The sequence below is a fragment of the Niabella aquatica genome (assembly GCF_054779315.1).
Map to the genome: position 1 here is coordinate 214973 of NZ_BAAGYM010000001.1, position 18910 is coordinate 233882.

12 protein-coding genes are annotated in these 18910 nt (G+C 43.4%); 9 read left to right on the forward strand and 3 right to left on the reverse strand.

Annotated elements, in window-relative coordinates:
• Nucleotides 1–57 precede the first annotated feature (57 nt).
• Both ACYVBM_RS00840 and ACYVBM_RS00845 read left to right on the forward strand, forming a co-directional pair.
• Nucleotides 58–630, forward strand: a complete 573-nt coding sequence (locus tag ACYVBM_RS00840) for a tail fiber domain-containing protein (RefSeq protein ID WP_460683709.1) — start codon at nucleotides 58–60, stop codon at nucleotides 628–630.
• Between the two features lie 199 nt (nucleotides 631–829).
• Nucleotides 830–2734: a S8 family serine peptidase gene (locus ACYVBM_RS00845; protein ID WP_460683710.1), complete on the forward strand. Its 1905-nt coding sequence runs from the start codon at nucleotides 830–832 to the stop codon at nucleotides 2732–2734.
• 375 nt (nucleotides 2735–3109) lie between these two features.
• Here the strand turns inward: ACYVBM_RS00845 and ACYVBM_RS00850 are convergent, their stop codons facing one another.
• The 3 genes from ACYVBM_RS00850 to ACYVBM_RS00860 form a co-directional block, all read right to left on the reverse strand.
• A complete protein-coding gene (locus ACYVBM_RS00850; RefSeq protein ID WP_460683711.1) occupies nucleotides 3110–4240 on the reverse strand; it encodes a glycosyltransferase family 4 protein in 1131 nt (376 codons plus the stop codon).
• Between the two features lie 56 nt (nucleotides 4241–4296).
• The gene (locus ACYVBM_RS00855) at nucleotides 4297–6789 is read right to left on the reverse strand and encodes a YfhO family protein (RefSeq protein ID WP_460683712.1); all 2493 of its coding nucleotides are present in this window, start codon (nucleotides 6787–6789) and stop codon (nucleotides 4297–4299) included.
• 124 nt (nucleotides 6790–6913) lie between these two features.
• The gene (locus tag ACYVBM_RS00860) at nucleotides 6914–7066 is read right to left on the reverse strand and encodes a hypothetical protein (RefSeq protein WP_460683713.1); all 153 of its coding nucleotides are present in this window, start codon (nucleotides 7064–7066) and stop codon (nucleotides 6914–6916) included.
• A 167-nt stretch (nucleotides 7067–7233) separates the two neighbouring features.
• On the opposite strand from ACYVBM_RS00860, the gene ACYVBM_RS00865 reads away from it, so the two are divergent.
• The 7 genes from ACYVBM_RS00865 (at nucleotide 7234) to ACYVBM_RS00895 (ending at nucleotide 18736) form a co-directional block, all read left to right on the forward strand.
• Nucleotides 7234–8034, forward strand: coding sequence for a queuosine precursor transporter (locus ACYVBM_RS00865; protein WP_460683714.1), 801 nt, complete (start codon nucleotides 7234–7236; stop codon nucleotides 8032–8034).
• A gap of 383 nt (nucleotides 8035–8417) precedes the next feature.
• A complete protein-coding gene (gene carA / locus ACYVBM_RS00870; RefSeq protein WP_460683715.1) occupies nucleotides 8418–9530 on the forward strand; it encodes a glutamine-hydrolyzing carbamoyl-phosphate synthase small subunit in 1113 nt (370 codons plus the stop codon).
• Between the two features lie 193 nt (nucleotides 9531–9723).
• Nucleotides 9724–10473 carry a DeoR/GlpR family DNA-binding transcription regulator gene (locus tag ACYVBM_RS00875; protein WP_460683716.1) on the forward strand — a complete coding sequence of 250 codons (750 nt, stop codon included), beginning with the start codon at nucleotides 9724–9726 and terminating at the stop codon, nucleotides 10471–10473.
• Between the two features lie 36 nt (nucleotides 10474–10509).
• The gene (locus tag ACYVBM_RS00880) at nucleotides 10510–13926 is read left to right on the forward strand and encodes a SusC/RagA family TonB-linked outer membrane protein (RefSeq protein WP_460683717.1); all 3417 of its coding nucleotides are present in this window, start codon (nucleotides 10510–10512) and stop codon (nucleotides 13924–13926) included.
• 19 nt (nucleotides 13927–13945) lie between these two features.
• Entirely contained in the window at nucleotides 13946–15745 is a 1800-nt protein-coding gene (locus ACYVBM_RS00885) for a RagB/SusD family nutrient uptake outer membrane protein (protein WP_460683718.1), read from the forward strand.
• A 35-nt stretch (nucleotides 15746–15780) separates the two neighbouring features.
• Nucleotides 15781–17226 carry a DUF4623 domain-containing protein gene (locus tag ACYVBM_RS00890; RefSeq protein ID WP_460683719.1) on the forward strand — a complete coding sequence of 482 codons (1446 nt, stop codon included), beginning with the start codon at nucleotides 15781–15783 and terminating at the stop codon, nucleotides 17224–17226.
• Between the two features lie 100 nt (nucleotides 17227–17326).
• Nucleotides 17327–18736 carry a glycoside hydrolase family 10 protein gene (locus ACYVBM_RS00895; protein WP_460683720.1) on the forward strand — a complete coding sequence of 470 codons (1410 nt, stop codon included), beginning with the start codon at nucleotides 17327–17329 and terminating at the stop codon, nucleotides 18734–18736.
• Nucleotides 18737–18910: the final 174 nt, after the last annotated feature.

Below are 18910 nucleotides of genomic sequence, written 5' to 3' on the forward strand. Positions count from 1 at the left end.
AAAGCCCGAAAAGCCTTATAAGCCTCATATAATTGTTAACACCTAAAATTCAACATTATGAAAAAACAGTTTTTTACAGTAGTTTTCCTACTCTCAGCCTCTATCTCGTTTTCTCAAATCAAATATTCCGGCGGTATTCTAACTGTAGGAGGACTTGCTCCAATTACCCATTATGCCAATGTTATGCATGGTAGCCTTTTTCTAGCTGCAACTGATGCCCACACTCAATTTTTCCAGTTTGATATATTTAACGGTAGGATAGCCACAAACAACAACTGGTGTGTTTTTTATAATTCGCAAACCAGCACTTTTAATGATATAGCAGTGGGCACCCTCTATCAGTACTCCGATGCCCGCGCCAAAACCAATGTAAAAGCCATTAATTACGGTTTATCTACCATTAGCAAACTAAGGCCGGTAAGCTATAACCTTATTAAAAACCCATCGGGCGAAAACAATCATTTAGAACTGGGGCTGATAGCCCAGGAGCTGGAACAGGTAATGCCGGAGCTAGTAAGAACAGACAGCGAAGGTAAAAAGCTGGTAAACTATAACGGCCTGATACCGGTGCTCATAAAAGCCGTACAGGAGCTGCAAAAAGAAGTAGCCGAGTTAAAAGCGGCCAAATAAACGTATTCTTTTAAAAAATGGAGCAATATACAGGGATTAAAGCCAAAGCTTACAACCCTGTACCATTAACACAGATTATTAAGTAGTCATAAATATGAAATAGCCATTTCCTCCTTCATGCCCGGGCATGTTCAAAGAACTTCCTGGGAGATTATTCTGGCTATTCCATGTGTCTGTTAAAACAATAAAAGAGAAACACATGAAAAAGAAATTCAAAGGCCTGCTGTGGCTTTTGTTACCAGCCATTTTTATACTAGGTTTTGGCTGCGCTAAAACAAAAGACCTTGCGGCAGATGCTGATTTGAAAAATACTGATGCCCGTTCAGTAACATCTTTCAGCGATTATTACTGGTATAAAGGAAAGCAAATACCCATCAATAAAAACCCGGGCAAAAAATATATATTGTTTAATGCGGCTAACGAAGCAACGGTGTATGCAGCACTTTCCGGGAAAGGCATTAAACTACAGCAGAAGGCAGAAACACTAAGCTTATCTCCATCCATCAGAAAAAGCAATAACCGTCTACAAGGAACATTAAAATGGGCGATTGTTGAGAGCATGGTAAGCCTGGCATCAGTTGATTCAAGCATCCTGTATGAAGGCCCATTTTTTACCACAATGGACGGGAGCGAAGCCGGGTTAAGCCATTTGCTTTATGTAAAGCTTAAATCAGAAAAAGATATAGCGTACTTGTTGAAATTAGCCGATGAAAATAAAGCAGAAATTATAGGAAATGATAAAAATATGCCACTTTGGTACACCCTGCAATGCACTAAACAATCAACTGGTAACGCCCTCGAACTGGCAAACAGGCTTTATGAAACCAATTTATTTGCATCATGCCAGCCCGACCTTATGACTAATGATGTAGTGAATTGTGTAAATGACACCTACTTCGCCAATCAATGGAACCTGAATAATACAGGACAATACGGAGGCACTTCGGGAGTTGATATTAAATACTGTGCCGCAAGAGGAGTTACACAAGGAAACAGCAGTATAATCGTTGCTGTTATTGACCAGGGTATACAATTATCCCATCCAGATTTAAATATATATAACCAAAGCTACGATACAGAAAGCGGTACTTCGCCAAGCCAGTTATTAGGTGAACATGGAACGGCCTGCGCAGGGATAATCGGCGCGTATTCAAATAATAGTACTGGCGTAGCAGGTATTGCTTCCAATTGCCCGTTGATGTCAATTAGTAATAGTTTGGCATCAACGCCGAACAGCAGACAGAAAAGAGCTGATGGATTTTATTATGCGGTTAATAATGGGGCTTCGGTAATATCCAACTCCTGGGGGTCGGCTGTTATGTATCAGATAATAGATGATGCAATTGATTATGCCTTAACTAATGGACGGGGCGGGTTAGGCTGTGTTGTTGTTTTTGCTGCTGGTAACGACAATTCATCGGTTAGCTATCCTGCTAATTCAAACCCGGATATCGTTGTTGTTGGCGCTATATCTCCCTGTGGGCAAAGAAAAAGTCCTTCTTCTTGTGATACGGAAACAACCTGGGGAAGCAACTATGGAACGGAACTGGATGTTGTTGCTCCGGGCGTACTAATACCGACTACAGATATTACAGGGACAGGGGGCTATAACCCATATATTCCCATACACCCGTGGAGTGGAGGAACTAAAATCTCTACAGACTATTCAGACCAAAGCTACACAGTTTGGTTTAATGGAACTTCTGCCGCTACTCCGCATGTAGCGGGAGTTGCAGCTCTGGTACTTTCTATCAACCCCAACCTGACCCAAAAGCAAGTCGCCAATATTATAGAACAAACCTCCCAAAAAGTGGGCGGCTATTCCTATACCACCACCAGCGGCAGGCCCAACGGAAGCTGGAACAATGAAATGGGCTATGGCCTGCTGAATGCTTTTGCAGCGGTAACTGCAGCCAGCTGTACTACCGTGTATTATAACAATCAGACAGTAAATACAAATACAACCGTTGCCGGTTGCAGCATTGAATCGACAAATGTTACGGTGAACAGCGGTGCCAAACTTACTTTTACGGCAGTGAACTATATTCTAATGAACGCTGATTTTGAGGTAAAAAGCGGGGCAGAATTTGAAGCTGGTTTTTAAAGAAATAAAACAAGGCGTGTAAAAAATGGGGCAGTGAAAACTACCTCATTTTTTTGCATTTGCCGGTGTATCACCAGCAAATTTTTGTGCCCGCCAATGCTATATTTGAGGTAACTAAACCATTAGCAGCAAATATGTAACATGGCGGTGATAACACTCCGCCACGGCGGGTATATTGCAGCGGAAGAATTTAAATACACACACGAAACGTTGGCGATTATGTATTGGGAATTGGAAATATTCAGCCAGCCATGCGCAATATTCAATTTCATTTGCTCCATGCTGAGGTATTAAACTTTAGGCTTTCAGCTTTTTGCGCACAAGGATATAACACACAGCATCTTTTTGCAACCTGCTGTCTTTCTGAAGCCCCAACTACAGGCTGTTCACTATTCTCACTGCTTTCTGTGCAATCGCATCCCAGCTAAAATGTTCGTAAAAAGATCGCGGGATATCGCCCGGACCCCTATTGGCCTTTTTGCAAACAGCAGCGGCAAAGGCCCTTGTATCCCCATCCTCAACAACAGTAAGATGATCCCCTGTACTATGCGGCGGCACGCCATAAGCGCCGGTCTTAAAAGAAACGGCCGGAGTATTGGCGCCCAACGCCTCTACCAGCTTGGTTTTAATACCTCCACCATCTGTTATGGGGTTGATAAAAAGATCTGCAGCTTTAAAATACAGGTCTATATCTTCTACAAAGCCCTTATAAATAATATGCTGATCTTTATATGCCTTCAGCTGATCATAACGCTCCGCCAACCGCAATCCACAAATAACAATCCTGTATGGGAATGAACAGGTTTTGAGCAATTCGGGATTGATCTCATTCAATATCCTGTCAAGTCCCTCCCTGTTCGGGCCATAGTCGAGCGTACCGTTAAAGAGAATGAGCCTCGTATCGGCTGGCAGTCCCAGCTCTTTGCAAACAGTGTTCCTGCACTGCAGCTTCTCCCCAGCCGGCGGAACGGCGCCTGCCTCGATCCCATACGTAACAACAGTGCACTTCTTCGCATCCAGCTTATACGCGTCTATAGCATAAGCCATGTCTTCTTCTGTGATAAAAAAATTAAAATCAGCGTTCCGGTGGGCCAGTTTTTCATACTGATACATGATCCGCCACCACCACTTATTCATGCTTTTAAACCTGGCTGCTTCAATATTGTGCGAATGAATGATCAGCTTTAAGCCTCCCAACCTTTTTAAAGCAATACCTAACCAGGCATAATAAGGATGCTCTATAATAACATGTCTGATCCCTCGTGCCCGACATGTTTTTTTTATTTTACTAAAAATAGAAAGATCAGCATAACGGGATTTTTTCACGGTGCTGCCTAAAACATCTGTAAAATCAACGCCCGCTACTGTCCCCGTATTTTCCGAAACCGTAAAGCAGGTTACGTGTGCATATTTAGCAACATGCTTTAAAAAATAATAAATACCCTTTTCACCACCTTTAATAGCAGGAATTATTTTGTAGGGTACTATGGATGCGATATGACTCAAGTGCAGATGACAGCAGTATATCTGCCAATTATCAATTCAAAATTATTCATTACTTATTACTTTATAACGGGCCTCCTCTTATCCATCCACCATTGCATGATAAAACCGCCCAGCACTATAATGATCATCAGCCATGAGCTGAGATAAGAAATGATGATGCCTCTTTTTACTGTTTCCGGCTCAAAAACAAACTTTATGCTGTGCTGGCCCTGCGGTACGAATACACCTCTCATAAAATAATTGGCCTTTACAATATCAGCTTTCTGTCCATCAATATAAGCATTCCATCCGGCAGGATAATATACTTCGCTAAAAACCACGAAACCACCAGATGGTGTATGGGCAGTATACGTTATCTCATCATTGGTGTACTTAACCACTTTGATGGCTGAAGAGGAGTCTGCTACCGGCTTATTACTCCCTCTTAAAAAAAGCTGTTGCACAACGGCCGTATCTTTTAAGTTAGTATGTTCTATAGCCTGTAGTTCTTCCACATCATTGCCAACTGGTTTTATAGCTTTTACAAACCATGCAGCGCCGTAGGCATTGGGATTGGGGATCAGTTGCTGCTGTCCCTGATGGTTTGTACTGATAATGTATTTTACATCCAGTGCGTTCAGCAACTGTTCGTTAGGAACACCTGTGCTAAAGTATCTTTCTATAATATCCTGGTATATCCTAAGCTTTGCAGGATGATAGCCCAACACGGATCGGTGAAAATAAGACACCCGGTTATCATCTCTTCCACCCACATCAAATACGCGATAATGCGGATCTTTATCCTTTAATATCTCCTGGTCGACGGGAAGCAGCGTTGCTTCGGCTGTCAGCAATTCATCTTTAGGAATATACTGCTCATCACTAAAATATTTTTTATCTACCACCCATAGGTCGATAAACATAACCAGGGCCAATATCAACACTGCTATAACCGGCTTCATCCAGTTTTTGATAATGGCATAAATAACACCCAATACCAAAATCATAAACAGGATGGCACGAAATATCTGCTCCCCGAACAGCTGCTTCCTGTCGGCCTTCAACCCTGCAATAATAGCCCTGTTTAAGCTATCCCCGCCGTTAGGATCAATTTGCGCCTGCATGATCATTTCATCGCCAGCGGTATTGTAGCTTTGAGCAATATAAAGCAGGCCAAGCACTACTATAATACCCCCCAGCGTGTACAATATCGTCTTAAAATTCGCTTTAAGGGTTTCTTTTGCGCTATTCGCAAAGCATAATGAATAAATCGTAATAACTGCCATTAAAGGCATCGTGAACGCTGCAATAACCAAAGCCATAGAAGGTGCCCTGAACTTGTTATATAACGGTAAGTGATCCAGCAAAAATTTATTGAACCCATAGAAATAACTTCCCCAGCTCATCAACACGCTCAACACTGTAACAATAAGTAAGGGCCATTTTAACGGATGTTTTACCACTGCAAAACCAATAACAGCCAATATAAATATAATGGCCCCGATATAAGCCGGACCTCCCGAATAATCGCCCGGTTTGGTCATACCACCCCAGTATGCCCTTAGCTGTGGCAAGAACTGAACAGCCTGCATTTCTGGTACTCCGGCTGCAACCAGCCGGTCCACCACCTTCGAATCTTCCTGCAAGGGTGCTCCGCTAAAGCCTCCCACCGCATTGGGCATCAGCATTACCAGGGGCTCTACCTGGCTCATACTATAATTAAATGCATAATCTGCATCCAGCCCGGCGGTATTAGCGGATTTCACTTCATTACCAATAATTTCCAGGCTTTTGCCGCCGCGCATCGTGTATTTGGTGTACTCGTTTGTTGAAAGATATGACAACGAATAGCACCCCAGCGCAACTAAAGCCGCCACAGCACTAAGTCCGAAAGAAACTGCTATATGCTTATACTCTTTATTTTTTATCCAAAAAACCAGGTACCCTATTGTAACAGCGGCTGCAATTAAAAAGAAATAATAAGCAATCTGCGGATGATTGGCCATCAGTTCACAGGTTGCCCCCAGCGTAGCTACTGCCAGTCCAATCCAGTACCTTTTATGAAATATAAGCAACAAACCCGATAGCAATAAAGGCATATAGGCGATAGCCATCATTTTGGTTTCGTGGCCGGCGCTTATGATTAACGGGTTATAAGTAGAATAGGCATAAGCCAATGCTCCAAAAACCCCGGCAGCAGGGTTCAGGCGCAGCACAACACATAAAATATAAAAACAAACACAGGCCATAAAAAAGAAATTCATAGGCTTGGGAAGCCACAGGCCAAATACTTTATTCAAATCAGGCAACGGGCCTTGTTTCCCTTCCATAGCGATCTGGTAATTAGGCATACCGCTGAATACATGCGTATTCCATAAAGGCAGCTTACCGGTTTGTTTCTTTACTTCATACGCATTTTGAGCAGAACCTTTCCAGCCACTGATCCCTATATCATGCTGATTGAGCACTTTGCCGTCCAGCACCGGTTTACAAAACAAAACCGTTACTATTAAAAAAACAAAGATCGCGAGCACATGGGGCAGCGCATTTTTTAGCCAGTTATTATTCATTACAAGAATTTTATTGTACTTCAGCACAAAGACATTGAATAGCCAGGTGCTATCACAATTTTAAGCATAGTGCCTGGCGCTTTGCTGCATTGGGCAAAATAATACTATTTTATACGAAACCCGGCTAAAATAAATAATAAATTTGCAGGATAGATTCGCTTATGCGTTGGTTAATATTTTTATCCCGGGTATCTTTTTTAAGCGGCATAGTTATGTTGCTGGCTTTATCGTTTCTGTTTACATCATGGAATAAAGCAGCAATCGTTTCTTCCGGCATAATTATGACTGGTTATGGGCTGGCAATGATAGTATTGCCATTAACAGGCCTGATTTATCTAATACTGGCCTTTACCCGCAAAAAACCAGCGCAATACGTACCCCGCTGGCTTATGGTTTCAAATATTTTCCTGCTGATTATTTTTCTACTTTTTACTTTTTATATCAATGATCCGTACTATTATTAAAGATAAATCTACCCGGCTGTATATTTTATTAGGAGGATTTTTTATAGCTAATGCTATTATTGCCGAAGTCATTGGGGTGAAAATTTTTTCCCTCGAAAAAACCCTCGGCATTACCCCTTTTGATATCCGCCTGTTTGGAAACAGTTTTGCCTTTAATCTTACTGCAGGTGTTTTGCTCTGGCCTGTTGTTTTTATAATGACAGATATTATCAACGAATATTACGGTATGAAAGGAGTGCGTTTTTTGTCTCTGATCGCTGCGGCCCTCATTGCCTATACCTTTATTATGTTCCAGGGCGCTATTGGCCTCATTCCTGCTGATTTCTGGACGGCCAATTACAGGCATCAGCACATAAACGATGCGAATAATGCCTACCGTATTATTTTAGGACAGGGTTCCTGGATCATTATCGGCTCGCTGACAGCCTTTTTAGCAGGGCAGGTACTGGATGTGCTTGTTTTTCATAGCATAAAAAAAGCCACCGGTGAAAAAGCAATATGGTTAAGGGCAACAGGCAGCACACTGATTTCTCAATTAATAGACAGTTTCGTAGTTCTTTTTATTGCATTTTATATAGGGCCTCGTGTATCTCCCAACCAGGGCGATCCCTGGAGCCTGAATCTGGTAATGGCCATTTGCGTGGGTAATTATATTTACAAGTTCATTATTGCCATAGTGATGACACCCGTAATTTACCTGGTACACGGGATGATAGAAAGATACCTCGGCACCTCACTGGCGGCAGCCATGAAAAGAGAAGCGATGACAAAAGGCAGTTGAGAATATTACTCAAAATCTGAATCTCAATATTATTAGCGTAAAGAGAGGAACAGGGCAAACGCATCTGATTTTGAAGACTTTTATGCTTCATCCTTTCAGGCCTGTTTGCAATGATTTCAGTAAGGTGGAATTGATATCATCAGGCTCCGGAACAGGATGTTACGTGAAAATTTATTCATTAGATAACCGGCAGTCCAAAGTTCTTAACGGGCTATTCATAAATTTCACACAACAGCTACAAAATCTCAGTTTTTCACCCTATTTTTGCACGATTTTTTTGTTGAAATCCGCCACGGCGGACAAGTTATATTCATCAGCTGAAGAGTGCGACGCAAGTAAAGATGCTGCATGCACTGACGCTGGTAACATAAAAAAAGAAATAAATGCCTGATACACAATCTCAATCCCGCGCTATTTTATTATTACAGGATGGAACCGTTGCCGAAGGCTTAGCTTTTGGAGCCATTGGTACCACCACCGGAGAAATTTGTTTCAATACCGGTATGACCGGTTACCAGGAGGTGTTTACCGATCCCAGCTATTATGGCCAGATCGTGATCATGAATGCGGTGCATGTAGGCAATTACGGGGTCATTCCGGAAGATGTAGAGAGCGATAGCGTAAAAGTTTTAGGAGTGATAGCCAAGAACCTGAATGAAAATTTCTCCCGCAAAAGGGCCGAGGGATCGCTGGATGCTTACCTGAAAAAAAATAATATTGTTTCGATTCATGGCGTAGACACCCGGGCTTTGGTGGCTCATATACGTACCAAAGGTGCCATGAACTGCATCATCTCTTCTGAAATCTTTGATTTGGAAGAGCTAAAGCAGCGGCTGGCTCAAACACCGGATATGAGTGGCCAGGAGCTGGCTTCAAAAGTTTCTACCCAGGAGGCATATGAGTTAGGTGATGCCAATGCTGCTGTAAAAATTGCAGTAATGGATTATGGTACCAAGCGGCACATTTTACAATGTATGGCAGACCGCGGCGCGTATGTAAAAGTATTTCCTGCGAAAACCCCGCTGGCGGAAGTAAAAAACTTTAACCCCGATGGTTATTTTATATCCAATGGTCCCGGCGATCCTGCTGCTATGGATTATGCGATTGACACTGTTAAAAATATTTTAAAAGAAGATAAACCTGTTTTCGGCATTTGCCTGGGGCACCAGCTGCTGGCATTAGCCAATGGGATAGAAACTTTTAAAATGCACCACGGTCACAGGGGTTTGAACCATCCTGTAAAAAATATTATTACCGGCAAATCTGAAATTACCACGCAGAATCACGGTTTTGGAGTCGACCCTGAATCGGTAAAAGCATCGGATAAAGTGGAAGTAACCCACATAAACCTGAACGACCAGTCCATAGAAGGCATCCGGGTAAAAGGCAAGCCTGCCTTTTCGGTACAGTACCACCCCGAAAGCACACCAGGACCGCATGATTCGAGATACCTTTTTGATGATTTTATTGCGATGATTAAAGCTTCAAAAAATTAATTAGCCAAAATACCCGTAATCTATTTGCGCCGGATTTATTGACTAAATCCGGCTTTTTTGTGATTGTATATTGCCATATACTGCGCTATTTTTTGCTTGTTTTATCCTGTTTATGCAAAATGTTTCTGTTTTTTGCTGTTTTTTGCAGGAAGTTATATTATCTTTAAGCTATCCTTAACAAAACACTCCGAAATTGCTTAAGAAGGAAAGGCAGGCATATATACTCCATCAGCTCAATCTTCATAATAAAGTATTGAGCGTGGATCTATGCAATGAGATAGCTGTTTCGGAGGACACGATAAGGAGAGACCTGCAGGAATTATCAGGACTTGGACGATTGATAAAAGTACATGGTGGTGCGCTTTCGATGGCTTTTAATGAGGTACAGTTTAAGCCACTAAATGTTTATTCACAACCTCATAAAAAAATTATTGTAAACAAGGCGCTGCAATTAATAGAAGAGGGAATGTTTGTGCTTACCAGCGGAGGAACCACCATTCTCGAACTGATACGGGCATTGCCGCCTCATCTTAAATTAACGATCATGACGGGCAGTATTCCCGTTATTAATGCTTGCCTGGCGCATCCGAAACTAGAAGTGGTTGTAATAGGCGATAAACTATCGAAAGATTCGAAAATAACTGTAGGAGCCGAGGCTATTGAAAAGATCAGTCATGTGAATGCTGATTTGTGCTTTCTGGGAACAAATGCCATTGACATAAAGCACGGTGTTACAGATAACGATTGGGAAGTGGTTCAAATAAAAAAGGCGATGATAAGCTCAGCTTCCAAAGTGATCAGTATGACTATTTCAGAAAAGCTGGGCACCTATCAGCCTATAGGTGTATGTGGGTTAGATAAAATAGACTATTTGATTACAGAGCTCGAACCTTTAAACAAAGCGCTGGTAACCTTCCGGGAAGCTGGTGTAACCGTTTTGTAGAAATTCAGAATAACTATACTTTTTAAATCAGAAATTATGAGGAAAACAATTGTAAGTAATGTATTCCTGTGGCTGCTATGCTGTTTACTTCCCGGCTTGGCATTGGCCCAAACCCGCACCATAACGGGTACTGTTACCGATGATGGCGGCAAACCTATTTATAGCGCTACGGTTTCTGTAAAAGGAACTGCAAGAGCCACTTCTGCTGATCAGGACGGGGCTTTTTCTATTTCAGCTTCTGCCGGGGATATTCTTGAATTTACCGCTGTAGGCTACATCATGCAGAGTATTTCGGTTGGAGCGTCTGATCTTATTTCGGTTAAGCTCAAACCTGGAGACGCCAACCTCGATGAGGTGGTAGTAGTTGGTTATGGGATGCAAAAGAAAAGCAACATTACCGGCGCTATTACTAATGTAAATGTGGATAGGGTGCTTGGCAGCCGGCCTATAGCCGATATAGGCCGTGGCCTGCAGGGTGCCGTTCCGGGCTTATCCGTACGGATTCCCAGCGGGGAAGTAGGCTCCGATCCTTTGATGCGGATTAGAGGATTTGTGGGTTCTATACAGGGGTCGAGCGCACCGCTGCTGTTGGTAGACAACGTAGAGGTACCCAGTATACAGGTGATCAATCCCAACGATGTGGAAAGCATTACGGTGTTAAAAGACGCTTCTGCCGCCTCTATTTACGGCGCTAAAGCAGCTTTTGGGGTAATATTGATCACTACCAAGAAAGGAGCAAAAAAAGAAGGTACAGAGTTGACTTACTCCAATAATTTTTCCTGGCAGACGCCGTTCAAAGAGCTGAAGCTGGCGGGTATCGACGGTTTGCAATATACTTTAGATGCATTTCAGAATGCCGGGGGTGCCGGCCCTGCGGGTGGTTTCTGGCGTATCGACAGCGCCAGCCTGGCAAAAGCCCGCGAATGGCAACGCTTATACGGCAGTACGGTAAAACCTACCGATCCCGTGGTATATGGCAGGGACTGGTATTGGGATGGCATCCAGAAGTTCGGATACAGGATCTATGATCCCATCAGCACTATGATAAAAAAGTATACGTTTACCCAAAATCATAATCTTTCATTAAATGGTAAATCTAATAAAACACTATATAATGTAGGATTTGGCTACCTTAACCAAACCGGTATGATGAAGCCGGCCAAGCACGATGACTTTAACCGGTACACCGCCAATTTTAAAGTTTCCACACAGGTAAATGATTTTGTTTCGGTAAGAGCAGGCGGTTTGTATTCCGACCGTACCAAGCGCTATCCCAACTCAACGAATACATCTGGCTTTGGGGCCGACCCCTGGTTGTACCTGTATCGCTGGAGCCTCTTATTCCCTACAGGCGTAAAAGAGCTGGGCGAAGAAATACGCGATCCTTACTGGGACGCTAAGAACACAAATACTGTATCGGATCAAAGGAAGTATATCAATCTGAACTTTGGTACTACTATAGATCTTACAAAGAACTGGCAGGTAATAGCCGATTATACCTACGATTTCCGTAACGAGACAGTAAATTCTTCTTTACCGCAGACGACCCTGAGAGAGCACTGGTATTCAGCCATTCCCTGGGTAGATGATAATGGTAACCGCGTGTATGTAGATAGTGCCGGCAATATAGTTAATGAGGGCGGTATGCCTGGTTATAGGTTCCCGCTTTCTAATTATGTTACAAAAGAGAACAGCTATGTATATCAATCCTCCTGGGATGCTCAAAAGCATACCATAAATGCTTACACGGTATATAACCTGAACCTTGCAGATAAGAATGCGCTTAAGTTTACTTTGGGCTCTAATATCGTAGCTCAAAAATGGAAAAGCCATTGGTCAAGAAAAACGCAATTGTTCAACAAAGACAATCCCCAGTTTAATTTTGCAGATGGTACCGAAACGGTAGGCGGCGGAGAGAACTGGGATTCACAGTTAGGTTATTTTGGAAGGATCAATTATGCTTTTGACGATAAATACCTGTTGGAAGGCAACCTGCGCTACGATGCCACATCCATTTTTCCGGCCAACATGCGCTGGCGCTGGTATCCTTCATTTTCTGCGGGATGGGTGCTCACCGAAGAAGAATTTATGAAAGAAATCAAACCGGTTCTGAGCTATGCAAAATTCCGTGGGTCCTGGGGGTCCATCGGCGATCAATCGGTCCCCAACAGCTTGTATGTCTCCACAATGAATTTTACCAAAAACAGCTGGCTGACAAGCAATGGCGATCAGCTCCTTCAGCTTGGCACGCCGGCTCCTGTTTCGGCCGGTATTACCTGGCAGGATATTGAAACTTTGAACCTGGGTACGGATCTGCGCTTCTTTAACAGCAAATTGGGAGTAGTGTTCGACTGGTACCAGCGGGAAACTAAAAATATGATCATCCCGGGCAGGGCGCTTCCTGAAACTTACGGCGCTGCTGCGCCTCCCGGAAATTTTGGCAACCTGAGGACAAGAGGATGGGAAATAGCGGTTGACTTTAACCATCGCTTTAAAAGCGGGCTGGGCCTTAATGTAATGGCAAATTTGTCTGATGCAGTAACCTATGTGACTAAAGGGCCTGACTGGAATACCGCTTATGAGAACCGGAGTGTAGATGGGACTTTTACCACCGGAAAGCGTTATGGCGATATTTATGGTTATGTAACTGACAGGCTGTTCCAGAAAGAAGATTTTGTATATGATGCGAATGGTAATTTTGTAGACGAGTACATTATTTACCAGGGCAATTCGAGGAAAGTGCATAAGCTTGCGGGCAACAATCCCATTTATCAAACCCTTTTTGAAGATGGCGCTACGCGCATGATCAGCCCGGGTGATGTGAAATTTGTAGACGTGGATGGCGACGGTTATATTACTCCCGGCAAAAACACCTTTGGTGATCCCGGTGACAGGGTAGTAATAGGTAACGTACTTCCGCGATATGAATACGGCTTTCGCATCGGCGTTGATTACAAGTCATTTGATTTCTCTGTAATGGGCCAGGGTGTAGGCAAAAGAACTATATGGGGGTCGGGCCAGCTGGCAATACCCGGCTATTTTGCTAAAGAAGGTGCCATGCCGCAGGCCATTGCCGGCGACTACTGGCGGCCCGATCATACCGATGCTTTCTATCCCAGGGCCTGGGACCTGGGTGGAGCAAATTCCGGGTTTACCATGGTGCAGCAAACACGCTATACATTGAATATGGCTTATTTCCGGGTAAAAAATATCACCCTGGGGTACAATGTAGCGACACGTATTTTAGAAAGGATCAAAATGAAGCAGGCGCGCATTTATGTGTCGTTTGAAAACTTTATCACTTTCGATAAGCTGCGTGGTCTTCCCATTGATCCCGAAGCGATTTCGGGTGAGTCGATACTTCGCACAGACGGCAATTACAACCTGGGCCGTACCGGAACCGGTAACCCGACTTTTAAAATTGCTTCATTCGGTATGAATATTTCCTTGTAAACTTAATCTTACCATTATTATGAAATATCAATTATATACTTTATTAATGGCATTCCTGGTAATCAGTTCAGCAGGCTGTAAAAAATTCCTGGACAGGCCGCAGCTTACATCAGAAGATGACCAGACTGCCTGGGTATCAGAAGCGAACCTGAGAGCTTATGCCAATAAATACTACCCTTCTTTTTTTACAGGCTACGGTACAGGATTTAGCGCAGAAGCCGATGCGGCCATGCTGGGCTTTCAGTTTAGCGATGATATCCTTTTAAGAGGAAACCAGGGCAACTTTGCCCGATCGGTTCCCAACAGCAGTATATGGAGCTACTCCACTATCCGTTCTTTAAATATTATGCTCGACCGGATAGAAAACAAGATGAAAGGGCTGCTGGAAGAAGAAGGCTATAATCACTGGACCGGTATAGGCCGTTTTTTCCGGGCTTTGGAGTATGCAGATATGGTGACCACATTCGGAGATGTGCCTTACTATGATTATGTGCCGCTGGATACCGACCTGGATGATTTGTATAAACCGCGCACACCCCGCAACCAGGTAATGGATGCAGTATACAATGACCTGCAATATGCAATGAATAACGTAAGGGCTGCAGACGGCGACCAGCAGGTGAATAAATATGTAGTAGCGGGTTTTGTTACCAGGGTAGCGCTAAGGGAAGGGTCCTGGCAGAAATATTACTACAATAACAATGAGCGGGCTAACAAGTTTTTTCAGCTGGCTGTAGAAGCAGGGAATTTGCTTATCAACAGCGGTAGATACGATATTGTTACCGATTTCAGAACCCTGTTTGCTTCTAATACCCTCGCCGGTAACAAAGATGTGATATTGTACCGGCATTATGACCCGGCAGTAAATATTACACATGCCGTAGCCACTTATAATAACCTGTCAGAGTCCATTGCTTATGGCCCCACTACCGATTTGTTGAAATCTTTCATTTGTGTAGATGGACGCCCTTACCAGAACTCTGAGGCCACTAATGCCACCAGCTTTACCCTATCGAATATGATTAAAACCAGAGACTCGAGACTGGAAGCTACTTTTTATGATAAGCCAACACCAAAGAATGTGGCGACCTTCTGGTATATCAACAAATTTGTTCCCCGTAGCGTGGTGGCAATCGTTGAAGCTGGCGGCACTCCTCCCGCCGAGTTTTCCAGCAACAGGAACCAGACAGACTATCCTGTATTCAGGTATGCGGAAGCGCTGCTTAACTGGATAGAGGCCAAAGCTGAAATGGGCGCTGCCACGCAGGCAGATTTAGATGTATCTGTTAATAAAATACGGAACAGGCCACTGGCGCCGGAAGCTGTAGCCAAAGGAGTAGTAAAAACGGCACCATTGCAACTGGCGGCGCTGCCGGATGATCCTTCCCGCGATCCGTCGGTATCAGCATTACTATGGGAAATTCGCAGGGAAAGACGCATGGAATTTGTCTTTGAATATTCGCGCTACCAGGACCTGAAACGCTGGAAAAAACTGGAATATATGAATACAGAAACCCGGAAAGACCTTTTATCCGGAGGCTGGGTAAACTTTCCCGCAGAAGTACCGGGAAGCCTGTCTGCTGCCAATGTAGGACAAATATCTGTGGTAAATGGCAGCAATACCGTAGTTTATAACGGAACCAATAATGCAGCCATGCAAGGCTTTTTCCGTACTACCAATACCAATGGCCGGCAACCCTTCCTGAACCTGCCCGGTGTAAATCCTTATTTAGCGCCCATAGGCAGGAACCAGATGGACAATTATAAAAATAATGGTTACAAGCTGGCCCAAACAGAAGGTTGGCCCGCATACGAATAACAGCATTATTACCTCTTAATAAAAATATATTAAAAATGATGAAACATATTTCTAAATACAGGGTAATGATCGTAACGCTGGCCGCAATGCTGCTGGTCATCTCCTGTCAGAAAAAATACCCGGGAAATGTAGATTCTCCTGATGAAGTGGTTCTGAAATCGATCAGAATTGTAAATGCCGGCGCCAATGGCGGTACAATTTTAGAAGGCGTTATCGATGAAAGCAGGAAGACCATATCTTTTCCTTATGCTGATACAATGACTGATTTCAGCAAGGTAAAATTAGAAGCCGAAATGTCCAGCGGTGCTTCGCTGGAAAAAGCAGAGCTGCAATTTGATTTTAAAGATGGAGCCGAATATTTTATTGAAAGCAAAACCTCTCTTACGCAGATCATTAAGGTAATCAATAATAAACGTTTCAGGGAGTACTCTCTTACACTGCGTACAAAAGTGCCGCCTTTTGGCGCCGATTTTGAGAAGCCGCAGATATACGATTATACCAGTAACCCGTTGGGAAATCCATTGTATCCTTCTTTTACAGGCGCAGCCACAAGGGGTTCCGGCTTCGACGGTGAACATGTGCTGGTTGTAACCCGGGCTTCGGGAGGTTCGCACCTCTTAAAGGTGTCCGATTTAAAAAATAATGTAATTAATCCTATACCGCTGAATCTGACAGGTGTTTCCGGTGGAACATTTCCTGTAAACGTGGGAGCGCAGATCAATGGGCATACTTATATCGCCAACCTCTCCGGTAACTCGGCGGCCAGTCCTTTAAAAATTTATTACTGGACAGACCCCTCTGCCCCACCCCAATTGTTGTGGAGTGCGGTAATACCCGATGGTGGTGTAAGACTGGGTGATAATATGTCGGCTAACCTGGATGAAAATGGTAACGGGTATTTTTATTTTGGCGATAATGCGGCTACAAGATTGGCAAGACTAAAGGTGACCAATTATACCCAGATTTCGGATCCGGTGGCATTTATGGCCACTACCGGGCAATCCTATATGATGGGTTTTAACAGGGTGGCCAACACGCCTGATTATATTTATAAGGGGTATTTAGGCCCTGTAAGGGTAGCCAATGAGTCAGCAGCAGTTTCCTATTCTTTAAGCAATACCGCTGTTCCTGAAAGAGGTACGGATGCGCACGTGATAAACTTCAACAGGGAGCGATACCTGGTAATGACCACTGCAGCCCGCTCTGGAGCGGAAGCAGCTGTGTTATATGTATATAACATTACAAAAGGGAAAACAACAACGGAAGCGCTGGAAGAATTTAACGGTAAACCGGCTGCCGATAGAGCGCCTATATATGAATATCCTTTGTTTGGCGCAGCGGGTCCCAACTGTTTCCTGCAAACTAGGTGGCACATTACAAAAGATACTGATGGAAGAGATTTGAAGTTAACTGTATATTCGGCATATACCGATGCGGGTTTTGTAGTGATTGATTTTCCAATAAAGAGCCTGGATGAATAAAACAAAGATGCGTTTCTTCTTACTGACATATCAGTAAGTGGAAACGCTTTTAAAATACATGGCAGTACCCGTTCTTCCATATAATCACAAATACAGCCCCATGAAAAAGTTAAATTGTCTCATATTAATAGTGCTGCTGGCGGCACTTTTCAATGCCTGTAAAAAAGAGAATTCGGGTAATGATCCCTCCCCGAAACCGCCCAATCCTTCGGGCGAAGAAATGATCCTGCCCAAAAAGCAGATGCGTGCTGCCTGGATGGCTACTGCATGGGGCCTGGACTGGCCGCAGGAAGATTATAATGCTGCTACGCAAAAGCAACAATACATTTCGTACCTGGAGAAATTTAAGCAGTTGAATATGAACGCTGTTTTTGTACAGGTAAAGGGAATGGGCGATGCCTTCTACAATTCTCCCTATGAACCCTGGAGCGTGGCTATTACAGGAACAAGGGGAAAAGATCCCGGGTATGACGTACTAAAGTTCATGATTGATGAGGCACATGCAAAAGGTATTGAGTTTCATGCCTGGCTGAACCCTTACCGTATTGCAACAAGAGCCGGTACGAGTTCCTATTATCCTGCACTACATTCGTCGGTGAAGCCCGAATGGGTAGTAAGCCATGAAAAAATACAGATATACAACCCTGCCATACCGGAAGTACGGCAGCGGCTGGCAGATATTGTTAAGGATATTATTACCAAATACGAGGTAGATGGTATTCATTTCGATGATTATTTTTATCCCGACCCTTCAACGGCAGGGCAAATGGTATCAGACCAGAACGATTACCTGACTTATAAAACCGGTACAGAAACTATTGAACAATTCAGGAGGTCAAATGTAGATAAAGCCATTAAAGGCGTTCGGGACGTAATTGTAGCAACAAAGCCCGAGGTAGTATTTTCAGTTTCTCCCGCATCCGATTTTACCTATAACCTGAATACGATGTATGCCGATATTAAAAAATGGGCCGCTGAAGGGTGGATGGATGTGGTGATCCCTCAATTATATAGCAATTCAAATTTTTCAACCAAATTGGGTGAATGGGATATATTCAATAATAAGCCGCATCTGATGATCGGGCATGGGTATTATGTAATGAATAGCAGCTCCGATCTTTCAAACCAATTCAGTTTGATTAAAAATAAAAAAGCGGTAGTAGGAAGTTTGCTTTATAGCGCCAAATACCTGAACTCAAAGCCGGATATTACCAATAAGCTGGCCGAGCTATGGAGCGACCCTGCCGTTATACCGTTCCTGGGAAGAGCCGTAGCGCCTGCACCGGCTGATCCTCAGAATGTTCGCCTGGAAGGAAATGTCCTTAAATGGAATACATCGGGACCTGTCAGATCGGTAGTGTACTTTACCACCGATATAAAAAAAGAAGCAAAAGTATTAACCATTACCAGCGCCAGCCAGGTAGATGCGGTTGAAACCGGATTTTATTCTGTTTCTACTCTTAATGCAGATAATAAAGAAAGTGCAGTTTCCAAAACCATTAAAAAATAAATGAATATAAAGATTTTTTAAGTTAATTCTCTTTATTATAGTGCCTGGTACCAGGCACTATTCTTTTTTAACACCCCCTGCTATATATTTTTCGGATTTGCGGGATATTTTTAGTTATTTTTTCCGGTTTTTTGCTGGTTTTTGCAGTAAATTGTATTATCTTTAGGTTATCTC